We start from the raw sequence: 17,689 nt of genomic DNA on the forward strand, positions 1-17,689 counted from the left end.
AATCGGCGGCGGTACGCAGCGAATGGGAAACGTTCTGAACTGAGCATGGCAAGACTGGCACACCGGCCCGCGCGCTTGCTGAACAATGAAATCGATATGTAGATGCGCGGACGGGTAACACGGGAGGCCAATATGCGCCAGACCAAACACCCCACCACCGGATGTCATCAAGTGAATATCGGGTTGTAACTTCAAAGTGGCCGTCGGAGCGGCGGTAGTGGGTCGACTTGAGCCGGTCGCCGTCGCCGGCATCGTCCGTTCGACAGCCCGGCCTGACTGGGTCCAGGTTACACAGTCGCAGGCATATTCGAAGAGTGAAGTCATGGCAGGCCCCCGTCGTGAAAAAACGCGGCGCGATTTTCATCACGCCGCGTCTGGACTGCTCCGAAACCACGGATTCCCGGCTTCAGAACCTCAGAACGGCCACCATCCTTTGCCGCCGTTCTGGCCTTGCGCGTTGCTGGCGATGCTGCCGTTGCCATTGCCGCCTTGATCGCCGTGATTGCCGTTACCGCTCACGCCTTGGTCGAAATGGAACGCGCCGAATAGATCGCCGATCGCGGGTGCGTTGACCGGCACATACGGGTTCGAGCCGGTCTGTTTCGGATTCGGCAGATTGTCGCGGCTGCGGCCCGTGATCGGGGCGAGCTGCCAGTTGCGCTCGATGAACTTCACGATGGACGCGTGATCGTCGTACTCGTGCGCGACGCGTCCGCCTTGAGAGTAAGGCGAGACCACGATCAGCGGAATACGTGGACCGTCACCGAAGAAGTCGACCGGCTGGATATAACCCGAATCGTAGTAGCCACCGCCTTCATCGTTGGTGATGAGGATCGCGGTCGATGCCCACAGTTTCGGATTGCTCTGAACCGAATCGATGATCTTGCGCACGAATCCTTCGTATAGGTCATATTTCGACGAGGCGGGGTGACCATCGAGGCGTCCGCCCGGCTTCACGAAGGAGACCGCCGGCAGCGTGCCGTTTGCGATGTCGGCGTAGAGATCCGTCGAGTCCTGCAGGTGCGCCTTCACGGTCGCCGGGTTCGTCATGATCGACGTCTCGTAGAGGAACGGATTGCAGATGTTGCAATAGACGCTCTGAGACGGGTTTGTGACGAATGTGTTCCAGTCTTCGCCGTAGTACTTCCACGAGATCTTCCTGGCGAGCAGCGAGTCTGCAATTGTGCGAACCGGCGAAGGCGGGATCGTAAACGGGCTCGTATTGACCGTGCCGTTGCCGTTATAGCCCGGGTTGTAATTGTTTAGCAGGTAGTACGCACCTGCCGCACAGTTCGCGCTCGGATGGTAGGGCAGCGACCCCAGGTAGTTGCGAATCGGACCGACACCCGGTTGTGACGTGTCCGAGCAATTACTGTAAGAGCCGCCCGAGTAGCCGTCCTGCGCATACCAGTTGTTCGTGCCCGGCATCGGACGCGGGTCTTCGATCTGGTTCTTCGGGGGCGTGGACATATTTCCGTTGCCGTCCGTGTAGTAAAGCGCGTCGGCCGTGCCGACCATGATGCTGTTCGCGCCCGTGCCGCCCATCACCGGCTGGTGATAGTTGTCGCTAATCGTGTATTTCTGCGCAAGCTGCGTGAAGTAGGGCATATCGCCGGTGCTCGCGTTATAGAAACCGAGTGCCGTCGAGCCTTCGCCCGTTGTCTGATCGGTAAAGCCAGCCGGCCGGGGGCTGCCGTTGGACCCCGCTCCGATCGACGTCTCGACCCACGCGAAGAGATCCATCTTGCATCCGCTCGGATTGCTGGCAGTGGCATTGGCGAGACTGCAATCCGATTGCTGCCAGTTCTGATAAAAGCGATGCACTGGGCTCGCGGTGTACTGATCGTAATTCGGCCCGACACGCGAGATCTGATAGGGGCCGCTCTGCAGGTTGTACGTATTCGAGCCAAAGCGCGTGTCGACAGCGCCTTTCGGAAGACCCGTCGCACCCGTTGTCAGATGAACGAGATCTTGCGGCTCGAGCGCGTTGCCCTCGGCGGCCTGTGCTTCAGCAAGCGTCGTAAAGGGCGCGCTCGTATCGCTGGTGGCGCTCGGAGCGGAACCGGTGTTCGGCGCGGGCAGCACGGAGTATGCCGTTTTCGAAGTGGGACTCATCAGGAAGGTGGTCGGATCCGTCGCTTGCGCCATGTTTTGCTGCGCAAGCGAGAAGTTCGGGCCCGGGCTGCCGTCGGCATTGATGATGCCCTTCGAGAGCAGATTCTCGATCGTTTGTCCGTGACCCGGCTGGTAGCCGCCGAAGACCTGGTCGAAAGTGCGGTTCTCGCCGACGATTACGATCACGTGCTTGATCGGCGTGACGGTGTCTAGAGATGGATCCGCGTTCGTTGGCGGATGCGACTGCGTTTGCGCGAGTGCTGGGAATATCGAGCAGGCTACCGTCAGTGCGGCTGCGGTGCCGATAAAACCGGCGCGCCGCACGAATTTTTGTGGGGCTTCTTGTTTTCGCTTCATTCACTACTCCGTTGCCATACGGCTCTTGTGGGGGTTGCAAGATCGAAGGGTAGGTGTGCAGGTGTGCGTCGGTTGACCGCGGGGACCTCGTTATAGGCGATTCGTTGAAGTGCGAAACATAAAGGGCACGCATGACGGAAGCGAGAACATCAAGTTTCAATGTCCCGACGCGCAGATAACAAACGTGGGCCAGGCTTCTTGCTGATTGTTTACGTTGCTTCGCGCATGCAACTGGCGAGACGCATCTTCGATTTTGTGTACCGATCGTCGCAGCCGCGCCGTACGGGGCTCGCGCCGCGAATACGATCAAAGACTCGCCCGACCGCAAGGGCAAAGGTGAATACCGGGCCGATGCTTCAGTCGGCTTTTCACTGCACGTGTAAGAAAAAGTAAAATTCGTAAGTCCCAATAGATCTAAGGCCGTGTGTCGCGGTGGCGGTGCAGAAAACACGGCCGGTCGCGGGCGGCCTGCGCCGCCCGCACGCCGGATCAGTCGTCGCTCAGCAGTGCTGTGGCAAGACGACTGAACGAGCGTCCAAGAAAGACGCTGGACTAAGAGACGCCCGCCGAACGATTCCAGCAAGCTATCGCATCCACCGGTTGAAGCCGCCCTCCGACGCGGACGCTATCGAGGCGGTGCAGCGCTGGGCGATCCAGTGGTGCGACGAGAACTCGGCATAGGCCGAGCGATTTGACTCCTCGAATCAGGTCATTGCAGAAAGTTATGCAGCCTTGCAATGCCTGTCGCGAATTAGTTGGCAAGCCATCCAGCGTTCCCCCGCATGGCCATCTTGCCGCTGACGGCGGCAGTGCGATCGGGCCGCCGAGCCACATGACGAAAATCAGCAGCAACTGGAATTTCACACCGAACGGTTGGCTACAACGTGGCAGGCTGCAGTTGACGTGAAACGATTGGCTCATGTCGGGCCGGAAGCTGCCGCTCACGAGTCGTTTCTGAACGGCTCAAAGGGGTCGGTCCGGCCAACCGCGTCGGGCGCCAGTCGGCCATCATCAGCCTTTCGTCCGTGCGTGAGAAGAGACATACGAAGGTCGGCTTCGTATCCGACAACGGCCCGTTGCGCTCGAGAGGCTACCGCTGCATCGCGAGTCTAATCGAACATCTCGGCTAAAGATCGAGCACCGGTACCTTGCTTCTCGCGCGCGATACGCAGGCCGTCAGGAATTCGGCAGCGATACGTGTGCAACCCATCCGGCCTGCTAGACTGGAAGTTCCCCTGCAAGCCATGGAGGGAGACATGACGGCCGTCTACGTTGTGAAGACTGGCCAGAACTTCCTCTGCACCGCAGAGGACGGCGATATCGGCATGGCACCGGAGATTAAGGAAGCCAAGTCCTTTCTCTCGTATGAGGATGCGAACAAAGTCGCGAACGAGCACGCCGACCCCGGATACGAAATCGTGGCCGTCAACATCACGAGACGCTGATGAGGAGTCCGCTCCCAGGCGCTCAGTGAACGAGGGCTAGCAATTCAGGAGGCGCCATGCGATATGGTACCCCGGCCCGCTGCGTCCAAAATCACCTGAGAATGGGCTGCACTGTGCATCAAGATTCGCACGACGCGGTCGATGCGCACATTGAACGTTAGCATGGACCGCAATCCCGTTTTCCACGAACGCTCAAGAGTTCGGAGTGTCGCCGCGCACCATGACTCCGGCAAACGGATTGATGATCACGTAGTGCTGGCCGACGAGCCACGCAAAGAGCGCGCGCAGCACGGCGAGCGCATACGCGGCGAGCGGACCGTCTGGCCGCGTGCGAACGCCCGCTATTCGGCGGAATCGCGCGGCTGTGGCCGGCCCGGCCGGCCCGGCCGGCGCGGCCGTCGCAGCAACGCCCGGTACGCGATCGCATCGTCGGTCGTGAGCGAGAGAGCCGGACGATTGTAGAAACTGCGTCGCGAGTGCGAAGCAGTGATTGCACGCGGCAGGCGCTTCCGTACAGCCCCGAACGCTAGACGCCGAAGTGCCAGCAAACTATCTTGAAGGCGTTCTGGCGGCTTACTGCATCGGGAACATTGGTTTTTTCCAGAAGGATGAACTGCATCAAGCTGTTTCTGTGCGGGGACGTGATGTTGGGACGCGGTATCGATCAGATACTGCCGCATCCGAACCTGCCCCAACTCTTCGAACCCCATATGCGTTCGGCGAGAGGCTATGTGCGCCTCACTGAAGCGAAAACCGGCTCGTTACCGAAGTGTGTCCCGTTCAGCTACGTGTGGCGCGACGCGCTGCTCGAACTGGAGCGCATGAGTCCTGCCACGCGCATCATCAACCTCGAGACGGCCGTCACATCCAGCGAGGACGCATGGCCCGGAAAGGGCATCCACTACCGCATGCATCCCGCCAACGCGCCCGTCTTGAGCGCCGCGAAAATCGACTGCTGCGCGCTCGCGAATAATCATGTGCTCGATTGGGGCTTTCGCGGGTTGACGGAAACTCTGAATGCCTTGCATTCAGCCGGCATTCATACGGCTGGCGCGGGGCAGGACGACGTCGAGGCCGCCGCGCCTGCCTTGATCGAACTGGCGGGCGGCGGCAGAGTGATGATCTTCGCCTTTGCCACGGAATGCAGCGGCGTGGGCGCGGACTGGGCCGCCGGTTGGGGCCGAGCCGGCGTGAACCGGCTCCCTGATCTTTCGGCTGACACCGTATGCACGATCGCGGCGCAGGTGCGAGCGGTCAGGCAGGCAGCCGACATTGTCATCGTCTCGATCCATTGGGGCGAGAACTTCGATTTCGACATACCTGCTTCGCAGCGATACTTCGCGCACGAACTCATCGATTCGGCGGGCGTGGATCTCGTACACGGCCATTCGTCGCATCACGTGAAGGGCATCGAGCTGTATCGAGGCAAACTCGTCCTGTACGGCGCCGGGGACTTCATCAACGACTATGAAGGTATCGGCGGTCAGGTAGCGTTTCGCAGCGACCTTGCGCTGATGTATTTTCCAACGCTCGACCTTGAAACGGGCACGCTGACCGAACTGTCGATGACGCCGACGCAGACACGCCACTTCCAGATCAACCGGGCGCCTGAAGAAGGCATTCGATGGTTACACGAAACGCTGAATCGGGAGAGTCAGCCATTGGGCGCCACTGTGGAGCGCCGCGCGAACGACACGCTCGTGCTGCGTTCGGGCGCTTAGGCGCCGAGATAATGCTTGAACCACTGCACCGCGTACCGTGAAACGGCTTCCAGTGTGCCGGGTTCTTCGAACAGGTGGGTGGCGCCGGGGACGATCACAAGATCCTTCGGACATTCGAGCAGAGCGAAGGCCTCCCGGTTGACTTCGATGACATTGACGTCGAGCCCGCCTACCACGAGCAACGTAGGCGCCTGCGCCGCGGCGAGGACGTCGCGTCCGGCGAGATCGGGCCTGCCGCCTCGCGAAACGATCGCCTCAACCGGGACCGACGACACGGGCGCCGCGCGGATCGCCGCAGCCGCGCCCGTGCTCGCGCCGAAGTAGCCGAAAGAGAGGCGTGTCGTCTGCTTCGCCGCGATCCAGGCCGTTGCTTGCGCGAGACGCATCGCCAGCAGCTTGATGTCGAAGCGGGCAGCGGGACCGGTGTCTTCCTGCTCGGAGAGCAAGTCCATCAGCAGCGTTCCGATCTTGGCCCGATTGAGTTCGGTGGCCACGTACTGGTTACGAGGGCTGAATCGTGAACTGCCGCTGCCGTGCGCGAGTAGAACCAGTGATTGAGCGTCCTGTGGCAGCGCGAGTGTGCCCATCAGGGAGGCGTCCTCCACCGGAATGGTGACTTCCTGCAATTGGAGCCTAGGTTCCATGACATCCTCAAACCGGGTGGGGCATTTCCGACCCGATACGCGACGCGCTGGCCGTCGGCGGGCGCGCTGTTGCTGAGCTAGACACTAGATTGCCCGGCAGGCTTCCGCGCATCTCCGGCACGCATCGCTGCATGTTCCGCAGTGCTCGGGTACGTGCCGCGCACATTCATCGGCGCACTCGTCACAGATCCGTGCGCAGAGTTCGCAAAACTCGGGTGCGAAATGGCTTTGTCGAGCCAAGGCCGCAGATGTGAGGCGGCATAGCGAAGCGCAATCGGCGTTGAGGCGAATACATTTGGCCATGTTAACCCGGCCCGGTTCATCGAGGCAGGCGGATGCGCAGCGATCGCAGGCAGCGGCACAAGCATCGCAGGCTTCAATAGACGGCTGATAGATTTCGGGGTTCATCGACGAAGCTCCAGCTTGAATAGAGTTGTTCGGCGTCCGCCGCGTGCTCTCCTCGAAGGCAAGGCGCAACGTGTTGCGATAACTTCAGGGCCGACCAGCGCGGCTCTCATAGCAGCGTAGTCGCTCGTGTCGGTGCCGTAAAGCGAAGCTACGAGCCGGATTCCTCGCGAATAGCTTCGTTAAACGTTTCGAGTTTGATTCGCTGTGCCGGTTCGCCGCGGTTCCGGAAGAGATTCTTCGAGACAAGGTGAAAACTGAGGCACTAATCTCCCAGGTCGACGCTTTCCGCGATGGCCGCTCGGTGATCGACATTCTTCTCAACCGAAGCGGTCCCAGTGCGGCCAACTTTCCTTGGACCAACGGCGATAGCAAATGAGTGCAACCACCGCAACGGTTGCCGCCTGCTCCAGTGGAGCGGTGGCCGTTCTATCCTTGAAAGCTGCCGCTCAGTCTGCGCCTGCTCGAGGGGCGGCTCAGGGTCGCGAGTACTCATTCACTCGTATTGGTACCTGACATTCGAGGCTATGTCGGCGCGAACGGCGGCAAAGCGCCTATCAGCTGTCTCACAGTCGCCAACACTCCAACGTCCGCAATGGCCGACAACCTGGCGGCCGCCGCTGACTCACGGATGACCGTTGGACCTCGGACGCGGCCATTGATCTCGCGTCGGTCCCAGCGGCGGCTCAGGGTCGGCACGAGCCTGTCGCGTCACGCAGTACCCGGTTAGGAAAACTCACTACACGGGCCGCGCTGGCTCACTTCACCGCGCGACTGGTTCAGTCGATTCGCCCGAGGCCTGGAGTTCCTGAGTCCGTATCCAACCCACAACCTGAAGCGTTTTGGCGATTACAAGCTGCGCATGAGCAGGCCGCAGGAAGGCTGGACCCGCGATGCGCTGTTGGCCCAAGGCCGCCCATACTGCGGGACGGAACGGCCCAGTATCTCAGCCCGGATGATGCTAGGCTATGGCGAGTCCGCGGGGATGGTCAACACGCATGGGCATGGCCGTTGTGCGCGTCCCGCTTCAGTCAACTGAAAGAACAGGAGGGTGTATGAAAATTGGCATCATTGGCGCGGGGAATATAGGGAGGGTGCTGGCGCTGCGCTGGGTCGAACAAGGGCACGAGGTGCTTATCGGCAACTCGCGCGGGCCGGATACGCTCGCCGATGTCGCCCGCGAAACTGGCGCGAAACCAGCCGAACTCGCGGATGTGGTCCGCGGTGCAGCAGTGATCGTGGTCACGATTCCCGAAAAGAAGGTGCTCGATCTGCCTGCCGGCCTGTTCGACGACGTGCCGGAAACCACGGTTGTAATCGATACTGGCAATTATTATCCACGCGAGCGCGATGGCCGCATCGACGGGATCGAGTCCGGGATGACGGAAAGCGCGTGGGTCGCGCAGCAGATCGGCCGGCCAGTAATCAAGGTGTTCAACAACATCTACGCGGATCATTTGCGCAATCTCGGCAAGCCGGAAGGCGCACCCGGGCGGATTGCGCTGCCAGTCTCGGGCGATAGCGCCGACGCCAAGGCGACAGTGATGCAGCTCGTCAACGAAGTGGGTTTCGATGCCGTCGATAATGGCGGTATCGACGACTCCTGGCGTCACCAGCCCGGCACGCCAGTCTATACGACGGACTTCGACACTGAAGGCCTGAAGGCCGGCTTGCGGAAGGCGGATCGAGCTCGTACTTCGCAGTGGACGGCCACGGACAAGAGCCCCGGCAGCTTCGATCAGCCTGCTTGAAGCCAGACGACGACAGACTTGTCGAAGTCCGTTGCCGCGTGCTGGAAAGACGCGGCCAGTACGAGAGGTCCGTTGTGCGCTCGAGAGCGGACCTTTGGCCAACACGGTCGCAATAGCGGCTATGGGTCGGCTATCGCCCACCGCCGCTTGACGCAAACTGGGTCTCCCTTCCCTTGAAAGGAGATCGTGATGGAAGCGACAACCAACAACAGCGTCGCGCGTGTGCCATGGAACAAAGACAAGCTGACCGGGCAGAAGCCGCCGCTGAAGCTCAGGGAAATCTGGGCCATCCGGATCAGGCTGCAGCTCGGGGCGAAAACCCGTGATCTTGCGATGTTTAATCTGGCGATCGACAGCAAGCTGAGGGCATGCGACCTGACTAAACTACGAGTGCGCGACATCTGCCTCGGCTCCCGCGTTGCGCCCCGGGCGACTGTGATGCAGCAGAAGACGCAACGACCCGTGCAGTTCGAAATCACTGAGCAAACCAGGGAGAGTGTGGAAGTCTGGATAAAGGCCGCAGGGCTCTCACCTTCTGACTTCCTGTTTCCAGGCCGGATTCACGAATCGCCCCATCTATCAACGCGTCAGTACGCGCGACTCGTGCATCGCTGGGTACGCTCGATCGGTCTCGACGACACGGCATACGGCACGCATACGATGCGCCGGACGAAGGCATCATTGATATATCGCCGGACGAAAAACCTCCGTGCCGTACAGTTGCTGCTCGGACATACGAAGCTGGAGAGTACCGTTCGATATCTAGGCATCGAAGTCGACGATGCGCTTGAGATGGCCGAACAGACCGAGGTCTGAGCGGCAGGCGGCCGGCCAGCGACCGGTCGCTGTCCGGCCGAGGGTGTGTGAAAACGCATTGATCGCCTAAACTGAATCAACGTACTGAGACCGGGTGACTCATGAAGCGATTCGTTGAAGGCGATGACCGCAAGCAGGTCGCACTACTACCCGAATGCATAGATGACTACATCGGGCAGGACAATCCGGTCAGGGTCATCGATGCCTTCGTCGACGAACTGGACCTTGCGGAACTTGGCTTCAACGGTAGCACGCCCGCAGTCACGGGTCGCCCGTCCTACCACCCAGGCGTGATGCTCAAGATCTATATCTACGGTTATCTGAACCGGGTGCCGTCCAGCCGGCGTCTTGAGCGCGAATGCCAGCGCAATGTCGAGCTGATGTGGCTGACAGGGCGTCTGGCGCCAGACTTCAAGACGATCGCCGACTTTCGCCGCGACAACGGGCCGGCCATTCGCAACGTATGCCGTCGTTTCGTCGAACTGTGTCGCGGACTGAAGCTGCTATCCGGCGACATGGTGGCCATCGACGGCAGCAAGTTCAAGGCTGTAAACAGCCGCGACAGGAACTACACGGCGGGCAAGATCGACAAGCGTCAGCAACAGATCGAGGAAAGCGTTCAGCGATATCTCGACATGATTGAAACCGCAGACCGGACCAGTCCGACAGGTTTCGATGTGAAGACGGTGCGTCTGTACGAGAAGATCGCGCTCTTGCGTCAGCGGATGCGTGAGCTCGAGCAGATCAAAAAGCAACTGAAGACGCAACCCGACAGACAGCTATCGCTGACTGACCCGGATTCCCGCTCCATGACCAGCGGCGGCAAGAGAACCGGCACCGTCGGCTACAACGTGCAGACCGCCGTGGATACGAAGCACCATCTGATCGTGGAACACGAAGTGACGAACATCGGGGGCGATCATGGGCAACTCAGCAGGATTGCGAGTTCTGCGAAGAGCGCGATGGGCAAGCTAAAGTTGAAGGTGCTGGCTGACCGCGGCTACTTCAGTGGTCCGGACATCCGTGCCTGTGAACTGGCCGGGATCACTACGTATGTCCCGAAACCACTCACCTCGGCGTCAAGGAAGAAAGGGCTCTTTACCAAACGCGACTTCATCTACGTTGCCAGGAACGATGAGTATCGATGCCCCGCCGGCGAGCGCGCAATTCCTCGGTTCAAGACCGTGGAGAATGGCATGAATCTGAACGTGTACTGGCCCAGCGCATGCCCGCGTTGCCATCTCAAGGAGCGATGTTCACCCAGCGACTATCGCCGCATCCGACGATGGGAGCACGAACATGTCCTGGAAGCCATGCAGCGACGACTCGACCGGAAGCCAGATGCGATGACCATCCGAAGAAGCACCGTTGAACACGTCTTCGGTACGCTCAAGCATTGGATGGGTGCCACACACTTCCAGACCCGGACGCTCGGGAGGGTGAGCACCGAAATGAGCCTTCAGGTACTGGCATACAACCTCAAGCGAGTCATGAATATACTTGGAGTTGCGAGGACAATGAAGGCAATGAGGATGGCTGGAAGCTGAGGCCCTGACGGGCTTCTTGCGCTCGCATTGCTCGAATAGCGCAAGTTCGACTCATCTAACTTGATTGACCCGACCGCCAACCTCGCCCTCAGACGCGAAAATCGAGTTTCCACACGCCCTCGGCCAACTACGGACGTTCGCCGATGCTTTCACGAGGACGTTTGAACGTCGGCTTCCGCCCAGGCAATGGACATTTCCCCCGACGTCTTTCCATCTCACTGGAAAGCAACGTGTCCGAATGAAAGCGCCTCGGTCAGGTTCAGGGCGCTAGCTGCCAGCGCAACACAGGGTGCGTTCCTCCCGGCGGCATAGCCCAGATCCCATGCGGGCTGAAATCGTACGTCGGGCCGAAGCTGGACGGCATGCTCATCTGCGCGGTGGTCAAACCTTGAGCGCTGCCCGCTTGTGCACCGTTGGCTAGAACGAGCACTGCGACCGTGGCGCCGGTCGTCTGCCTGTCCCAAAAGACGTCACTGGCGATGGTCCCTGGTGGCGCATCATTGTAGGCGGCGATGCCTGCCCCACCTCCCGGCACTTGCACCCTGCCGGTCGCGAACGACTGTTCAATCGTGCTAAACATATTCGCCCCAACCAGTGCTCCCACATAACCCTGAATGGGGCTACTGACTGTGCCGGTCGCGTAGGACTGCGTGATGGTGCTTGCATTATTGTAGCCAACCAGTCCACCTACCAGTCCGCCTGAGGTAACGCCAAACTGTGTGCCTCCCGTTGCCTCGACGTTTCCCGATGCAAACGACTGCCGGATGACCCCGTGGTTGTCTCCGACCAGGCCACCCGTATCCCCAGAAGGCGATACGACATCTGCACTGCTCGAAGAACGCGTTATGATGCTGTCGCCGGAGGTGTCACCGACGAGGCCTCCAGTTGAGATTTCTCCCCCACCTACCGGTGCCGGGCCTACCACTCTGCCGCTGGTATGCACCGCGGCAATGGTGCCGAGGTTGGTCCCCGCCAGAATTCCCTCGCTGCCACCGATAACGTTGCCACTGGTCGCCGGGCCGCTGACATTTCCTTGCACGCTCAGGTTGCGCACGACACCCGCCGTATCGATCACGGCGAACAGCCCTACCTCCGTGCCGCTTCCAGACGACGAAACCAAAATGGTGAGGTTGGAAATTGAATGTCCCATGCCGTCGAACTGACCGGTGAAGGGATTCGGGTAAATGCCGATGGGCGTATAAAGTGTGCCGGACGGCGGGCTGACGTCGATGTCCTTGCCGAGTGCATAGATGCCAGCGGGATCCAGCGGGACTTTTTCCAGATCGGCAAGCGAGTTGACGAGCTTATAGCCTGTAACCTGGGTGACGAGACCGCTGTCTTGTGGCGCGGTCCATGCTGTGCTTGGAAGGATGTTTCCCGCGCTGTAGCTGCCGGTCATGTCGTATAGCGCGTTGACGATGCCCATGCTTGCGGACCAGTCGATCGTGCCGTGGTTGGCTATGCTGCCGCCGTTGTCGATGCCCGAAGCGTCGGCGCGCAGGGTCAGATTGCCCACACCATTGTTCGCTATCGTCGTGCCCGTCGTCACGGAGATGTTGTGGTACGCGGCAAGCGTGAGCGAAGCCGGGCCCTGCCAGCGCAGGCTCGAAGCGATGCCCAGGTCGCCCGCTGCGCCGTTGCCACCCGTGGTCGTGACATCGACCGAGGTGCCCGCGCTCAGGCTGCGCTGCAACGTCCGTGCCGCGGCGTCATCGATCGTGAAAGCAGGCGTTGAAAGATTCCACTGCCCGGCGTGAACGGTTGTGTGCCTGCCGAACGCCAGCTGCGCCGCCTGCGTGTCGACCGTTCCGCCGCTGCCGTCGGCATCCGTTGCCGCGATCTTGCCTTGCTGCCTGACCAGGCCGCTGTCCGCGATCAGCCAGACGTGGCCATCCCGGGTGGCCGTGCCCGTCGCGCGGATCCGGGTGCCGCTGCCTGCGAGCGCATAGACGTTGCCATCGGCAGCCTGAAGACTGACCTGCGCGGCCTTGATGCGCCCCTCGTTGACGACGGTGCCGTGACTGCCTGCCTGCACGAACACCTGCCTGCTGCTGGCCGAGTCCTGCAACAGCACCGTCTCGCCAGCCGCCAGTTCCACCGTGCCGCTGGGCGCTCTTACCGTGCCCGCGTTGACGACTGCCTGACGCGCGATCAGGAACACATCGCCGCCGCTGGAGCTGAGCCTGCCGAGGTTGATCACGCTCGCGTCCGACTTGCCCGACAGCGTGAGCGCATCGCCGCCGTTCATGAAGGCGCAGTTACAGATATCTAGCGTGGACGCGACGAAACGTCCGCCCGTGCTGACAACGCCCGAGGGCCCCACGACGATGCCTTGCGGATTGATCAGGTAGAGGCTGCCGGTGGCGGTGAGCTTGCCGAGAATCGATGAGGGATCGCCGCCCGTGACACGGTTCAGCGTCGCGCCCGAGCCGTTGTTGAAGGCGACGGTGTTGCCGTTGCCGATCGAGAAGCTGTGCCAGTCGATCACGCCGCGGGACGAGGACTGGTCGATCGTTAGCGAAGTGGTGCCGCTCGTCATCGCGCCCTGGCCCCGGACGAAGGCGCCGCCCTGCGGCAGTGGTCCGGCCGCGTGGGCCATCGGCACGCACCACGCGGCGAGCGCGAGCGGCACCCCTAGTGCAAGCGTCAGCGGGCGCAGAACACGGTTCCACGCGGCAGGCCGCGACCGAGGCGCGATGAGTGCCGCGCCGGCATACGCCAGCGTAAAGGTCGGCCCGTTGCGCGGGGGTAGCGGCGACTGGATCGCCAGTCTGATTGAACGACGCGACATGATCCCTCCCGAAACGTGGTTCGTGGAAAGTCGTCGTCGCGGAACGCAGGTTGTTGCGACCAGGCAAGGCGCGAAAGCCGCCATACCGCACAACACAGCCTAATGGTAGCAGCGCGTTTCAAAAGACCAACCGGTATTTGGGCATGCACCCGGTGCTTGCTGGTACCGCTTCAAGCGGGGAGGTGTGTCGATCGCCGCGGCAGTGGGAACGGCTGTTCAACCCTCGAAGCTGCCTTTGGAGGAATGTTGGGCCGACAGGCCGCAGTGGGTCGCGCGCTGTCGGTCGAAGCAGAGGGAAGTCACGCCACCGATGCTGTTTGCATGAGGCACTGAGCGGCCAACTTCAGCCGTTCGCCCTCGTCCTTACACGGCCATTCAGAGGACCGTTCCGGTCATATAACAGACCTTCGCGCTGGGACACGGTCGAGCGCCCAGGCGGACGCGAACTTGCGACCCAGCCCGGACGTCCCGCGCCTCAACCTCCGCGGGAAGATCTGACACGCACGTTTGGGCCCGGATCCACGGGCAAGCAACAATCTAAGAGCCAGGTTCGGGGCCACCAGGAAACAGAACAAATCATACTTAGCCACTCCGTACAACGACTGGAATCAATCACTTTTGGTTGCAGCCGGCCGCCGCGCTGATTGTCGACAAGCGCGGAACAAATATTTTTCCTACCATTGCATGAGGCAGCCGCCTTCAGGAGATAAGCGGTGGGAAGCATTGCAGAGTGGTTAGCATCACTCGGCTTGTCTGAGTATGTCCAGCTCTTTGCCGAGAATGGTATCGATCGTTCGGTCCTTCGCGATCTCACGGACCAGGATCTCAAGGATCTTGGCGTACTGCTTGGACATCGCCGCAAAATGCTGCGCGCGATCGCCCAACTTGACGACAGCGCCGTTGCAATATCTCCAATCGTGGCCGCGCCCGTGCCAGGTGATGACGCGGACCGACGCCAGCTCACCGTCATGTTCTGCGATCTCGTCGGCTCGACTGCCCTCTCGAAGCGGCTTGATCCGGAAGACATGCGGAAGATCCTCGGCGCCTATTACCGGGGTTGCGCGGACGTCATTACCAAGGCCGGTGGCTTCATTGCCCAGTACATGGGCGACGGTGTGCTGGCGTATTTTGGTTATCCTCAGGCACATGAGGACGATGCCGAGCGTGCCGTACGTGCTGGGCTGACGCTGGTGCGGGCAATCGGCGAACTCGATTCCGGGACCGACGAACGTTTGCGAGTGCGGATCGGGGTTGCTACCGGCGTAGTGGTAGTCGGTGATCTCACGGGTGATGGCGAAGTCCAGGAGCATGGCGTTGTCGGTGAGACGCCCAATCTCGCCGCTCGGCTGCAGACATTGGCCGAGTCCGGAACAGTGGTGATTTCTGCGAGCACGCAGCGCCTTACGGCGGGGCTGTTTGACTACCGCGACAAGGGCCTGGCGACAGTGAAGGGTTTTGACGAAGCAGTGCGGGTTTGGCAAGTGCTCGGCCCCAGCGGGGTCGAAAGCCGCTTCGAGGCGCTGCACACGACCACGTTGACGCCAATCGTCGGGCGCGACGAAGAAATCGGGCTGTTGCTCGGCCGATGGCAGCGGGCGAAGAACGGCGATGGGCAGGTTGTGCTGCTTTCAGGCGAGCCCGGTATCGGAAAATCGCGGCTGACCACCGCCCTTGAAGAGCGGCTTCAATTCGAGCCGCACGACCGCTTGCGGTATTTCTGCTCGCGCCGCCATCAGGACAGCGCCTTCTATCCGTTCATTTCCCAGCTCGAGCGTGCGGCCGGATTGCGGCGGGACGATAACGCTGAACAACGCCTCGACAAACTTGAGGCGGTGCTCGCGTTCGCCGCAGACAATCTGGGCGAAGCTGCTCCGCTGGTGGCGGCGTTGCTATCGATTTCGACGGAAGGTCGATACCCAGCACTTAACCTCACGCCGCAGCAGTACAAGGATAAGACGCTTAGCACGATAATCGCGCAGATCAAGGGCTTGGCAAAGCGCCAGCCGCTGCTGATATTGTTCGAAGATGTACATTGGGTCGACCCCAGCTCGCTTGAAGCGCTGGACCATCTTGTCGATCGTATTGCAACCCTGCCTGTCCTGCTGATTCTCACCTTCCGGCCTGAGTTCGTATCTCCGTGGATCGGCCGCTCAGAGGTGATGCTCCTTGCTCTCAATCGTCTGCACCCTCGGCAACGAGCCGAGATGATCGAGCGGGTAACTCTTGGCAAGGCACTGCCGAAAGAGATTACAGACCGGATTATCGAGCATACGGATGGAATACCGCTATTTGTTGAAGAACTGACGAAGACAGTGCTGGAGAGCGGCGTACTGCGCGAGCAGAACGGGCGCTACGTCTTCGATAGTCCGCTGCCACCACTGGCGATCCCGATGACGCTGCACGCTTCGCTGATGGCGCGTCTCGATCGCCTGGCACCGGCGGGGGATGTAGCACAAATCGCCGCTGCAATCGGCCGGCGATTTTCTTATGAGCTCATCAGCGCGGTCGCGTCGATGCCCAAAGAGCGCTTGGACGACGCATTGGATCATCTCGTCAGTGCGGAGCTGGTTTTCCAGCACGGCGCACCACCGGATGCGGAATACACCTTCAAGCACGCCCTGGTGCAAGACGCCGCGTACAGCTCCCTGCTGCGGGACAGGCGACAGCAACTGCATGCCCGCATCGCAACGGAGCTCGAAAATCATTTTTTTGACGTAGCGGACCAACAACCGGAAATCCTGGCGGAACACTGCGCCCAGGCCGGATTGGCGGAGAAGGCGGCCCGGCTGTGGCTGCGTGCCGGTCACAATACGGCAAAACGCGCCGCGCATCGCGAGGCGTCGGCCTTGTTCGAGAAAGCGCTGAATGCCTATGCGGCCCTGCCGTCCTCGGCCGAGATACTTGGTGAAATCATCGATACCCGATGGGAACTTAACCACTCGCTTTATCCGCTCGGAGAATTGACACGGGACCGGGCGAATCTGGAGAGCGCAAAACATCTTGCCGAAGGACTTGGCGACGAGGTACGCCTATCGCGCGTTCTATCAAGGTTGGCTTTCACGCTCGGTTCGTTAGGCGATCTTGTCGGCGCCGTCGAGGCAGGCGACCGCGCCCTGACGTTGGCGGAGCGGCGAAGCGACCCCGATGCGAAGGCGTGGGCTGCCATGATGCTGGCCAGGTCACGGTATGGGCGCGGAGACTATGAACGTGCGATGGGACATGCTCGACAGGCGCTAGATCTCCTTCCCGAAGGCCTTGGTCACGGCCTCGGACCCCATGAGGATTACGCAAAATTCACGCGCGTCAACGGTCGTATCTGGTTGGTGCTGTGTCTCGCCGAACTCGGCCGGTTTGAAGAGGCTGCCGTCTTTGGACAGGAGGCGACCCGCATGGCCCGAGAGATGAATGAGCCAGAGGAACTAATCTTTGCCGGCCACGGTGTCGGACGGATGCACCTTGTTCAACGCAATCCCGGCGGTGCTGTCGAGGCACTTGAGCCAGCACTGGCCATGTGCAAGAGCGCTGAGTTTCCAATCTACGTTCCGCGAATAGCCTCCTGTCTGGGGGCGGCGTATGCCGCACTGGGCCGGACCGAGGAAGCACTGGTTCTTCTGGAAGAGGCAGTTCGCCAGGCGGCGGCGAGTAATTTAACGTTCGGACAGTCGCTAGTGCTCTCAATTTTCGGTCAAGTGTGCCAGCTCGCAGGTCGACAAGATGAAGCCCTCACTCATGCATATGACGCCATTGATCTTGCTCGAGCCTCCGGCGAACGAGGCAACGAAGCCTGGGCCTGGTGCCTGTTGGGCGATCTTGTCTCGGATGGCAACGCTACCGCACCTCGGATCGAGGAAGCTCACAATCACTATCGCATGGCGTTGATGATCGCCCAGGACCTCGGAATGCGCCCGCTGCAAGCACAGTGCCTACATGGACTTTCCCGGCTGCAAAAAGATGGTCGGAAATGAAGCATTGGCCGAGCAACAAGTAGCAGACGGCACCTCGTTTTGCCGGGAAACGGACATAAGAACTCCATAGCCTGGTAGAACCTCATTTCAACTCGCACCGTTCGCCGCGAACCGTTCGCGCGCTGGTCTGCA

At 60.8% G+C, this 17,689-nt stretch carries 11 protein-coding genes; 7 read left to right on the forward strand and 4 right to left on the reverse strand.

Annotated elements, in window-relative coordinates; genetic code table 11:
• Positions 1-414: 414 nt before the first annotated feature.
• On the reverse strand, positions 415-2,472 hold the full coding sequence (locus OKW45_RS13475; RefSeq protein ID WP_429468778.1) for an alkaline phosphatase family protein: 2,058 nt from the start codon (positions 2,470-2,472) through the stop codon (positions 415-417).
• A 1,256-nt stretch (positions 2,473-3,728) separates the two neighbouring features.
• Between OKW45_RS13475 and OKW45_RS13480 the strand changes: the two genes are divergently transcribed.
• From OKW45_RS13480 to OKW45_RS13490, 3 genes are all read left to right on the forward strand, one after another.
• Positions 3,729-3,917, forward strand: coding sequence for a hypothetical protein (locus tag OKW45_RS13480; RefSeq protein WP_429468780.1), 189 nt, complete (start codon positions 3,729-3,731; stop codon positions 3,915-3,917).
• A gap of 162 nt (positions 3,918-4,079) precedes the next feature.
• The gene (locus OKW45_RS13485; protein WP_429468783.1) at positions 4,080-4,379 is read left to right on the forward strand and encodes a hypothetical protein; all 300 of its coding nucleotides are present in this window, start codon (positions 4,080-4,082) and stop codon (positions 4,377-4,379) included.
• A gap of 146 nt (positions 4,380-4,525) precedes the next feature.
• A complete protein-coding gene (locus OKW45_RS13490; RefSeq protein ID WP_429468786.1) occupies positions 4,526-5,638 on the forward strand; it encodes a CapA family protein in 1,113 nt (370 codons plus the stop codon).
• On the opposite strand, the gene OKW45_RS13495 is transcribed toward OKW45_RS13490, so the two are convergent.
• Both OKW45_RS13495 and OKW45_RS13500 read right to left on the reverse strand, forming a co-directional pair.
• On the reverse strand, positions 5,635-6,282 hold the full coding sequence (locus OKW45_RS13495) for a dienelactone hydrolase family protein (RefSeq protein ID WP_429468789.1): 648 nt from the start codon (positions 6,280-6,282) through the stop codon (positions 5,635-5,637). The two genes, OKW45_RS13490 and OKW45_RS13495, sit on opposite strands and share 4 nt — an antisense overlap.
• Positions 6,283-6,366: 84 nt before the next feature.
• Complete coding sequence (locus OKW45_RS13500) at positions 6,367-6,690, reverse strand: four-helix bundle copper-binding protein (RefSeq protein WP_184041155.1); 324 nt, start codon at positions 6,688-6,690, stop codon at positions 6,367-6,369.
• Between the two features lie 995 nt (positions 6,691-7,685).
• Here OKW45_RS13500 and OKW45_RS13505 point away from each other — a divergent pair.
• The 3 genes from OKW45_RS13505 (at position 7,686) to OKW45_RS13515 (ending at position 10,801) form a co-directional block, all read left to right on the forward strand.
• Positions 7,686-8,438 carry an NADPH-dependent F420 reductase gene (locus tag OKW45_RS13505; protein WP_429468792.1) on the forward strand — a complete coding sequence of 251 codons (753 nt, stop codon included), beginning with the start codon at positions 7,686-7,688 and terminating at the stop codon, positions 8,436-8,438.
• Between the two features lie 189 nt (positions 8,439-8,627).
• Positions 8,628-9,254, forward strand: a complete 627-nt coding sequence (locus OKW45_RS13510; RefSeq protein ID WP_018419811.1) for a tyrosine-type recombinase/integrase — start codon at positions 8,628-8,630, stop codon at positions 9,252-9,254.
• Between the two features lie 101 nt (positions 9,255-9,355).
• Positions 9,356-10,801, forward strand: coding sequence for an IS1182 family transposase (locus OKW45_RS13515; RefSeq protein ID WP_429468795.1), 1,446 nt, complete (start codon positions 9,356-9,358; stop codon positions 10,799-10,801).
• A gap of 259 nt (positions 10,802-11,060) precedes the next feature.
• On the opposite strand, the gene OKW45_RS13520 is transcribed toward OKW45_RS13515, so the two are convergent.
• The gene (locus OKW45_RS13520) at positions 11,061-13,592 is read right to left on the reverse strand and encodes a two-partner secretion domain-containing protein (protein WP_503129152.1); all 2,532 of its coding nucleotides are present in this window, start codon (positions 13,590-13,592) and stop codon (positions 11,061-11,063) included.
• A gap of 713 nt (positions 13,593-14,305) precedes the next feature.
• Between OKW45_RS13520 and OKW45_RS13525 the strand changes: the two genes are divergently transcribed.
• Positions 14,306-17,557 (forward strand): adenylate/guanylate cyclase domain-containing protein, encoded by a 3,252-nt coding sequence (locus OKW45_RS13525; protein ID WP_429468798.1) that lies wholly within the window; start codon positions 14,306-14,308, stop codon positions 17,555-17,557.
• Positions 17,558-17,689 lie beyond the last annotated feature (132 nt).

It is taken from the genome of Paraburkholderia lebeckiae (genome assembly GCF_050436225.1).
Lineage (GTDB): Bacteria > Pseudomonadota > Gammaproteobacteria > Burkholderiales > Burkholderiaceae > Paraburkholderia > Paraburkholderia tuberum.

Coding starts and splice junctions, on each gene's coding strand:
- OKW45_RS13500 (WP_184041155.1), bottom strand. CDS start 6,690: ATGAACCCCGAAATCTATCAGCCGTCTATTGAAGCCTGCGATGCTTGT.
- OKW45_RS13515 (WP_429468795.1), top strand. CDS start 9,356: ATGAAGCGATTCGTTGAAGGCGATGACCGCAAGCAGGTCGCACTACTA.
- OKW45_RS13480 (WP_429468780.1), top strand. CDS start 3,729: ATGACGGCCGTCTACGTTGTGAAGACTGGCCAGAACTTCCTCTGCACC.
- OKW45_RS13505 (WP_429468792.1), top strand. CDS start 7,686: ATGGGCATGGCCGTTGTGCGCGTCCCGCTTCAGTCAACTGAAAGAACA.
- OKW45_RS13490 (WP_429468786.1), top strand. CDS start 4,526: ATGAACTGCATCAAGCTGTTTCTGTGCGGGGACGTGATGTTGGGACGC.
- OKW45_RS13495 (WP_429468789.1), bottom strand. CDS start 6,282: ATGGAACCTAGGCTCCAATTGCAGGAAGTCACCATTCCGGTGGAGGAC.
- OKW45_RS13485 (WP_429468783.1), top strand. CDS start 4,080: ATGGACCGCAATCCCGTTTTCCACGAACGCTCAAGAGTTCGGAGTGTC.
- OKW45_RS13510 (WP_018419811.1), top strand. CDS start 8,628: ATGGAAGCGACAACCAACAACAGCGTCGCGCGTGTGCCATGGAACAAA.
- OKW45_RS13475 (WP_429468778.1), bottom strand. CDS start 2,472: ATGAAGCGAAAACAAGAAGCCCCACAAAAATTCGTGCGGCGCGCCGGT.
- OKW45_RS13520 (WP_503129152.1), bottom strand. CDS start 13,592: ATGTCGCGTCGTTCAATCAGACTGGCGATCCAGTCGCCGCTACCCCCG.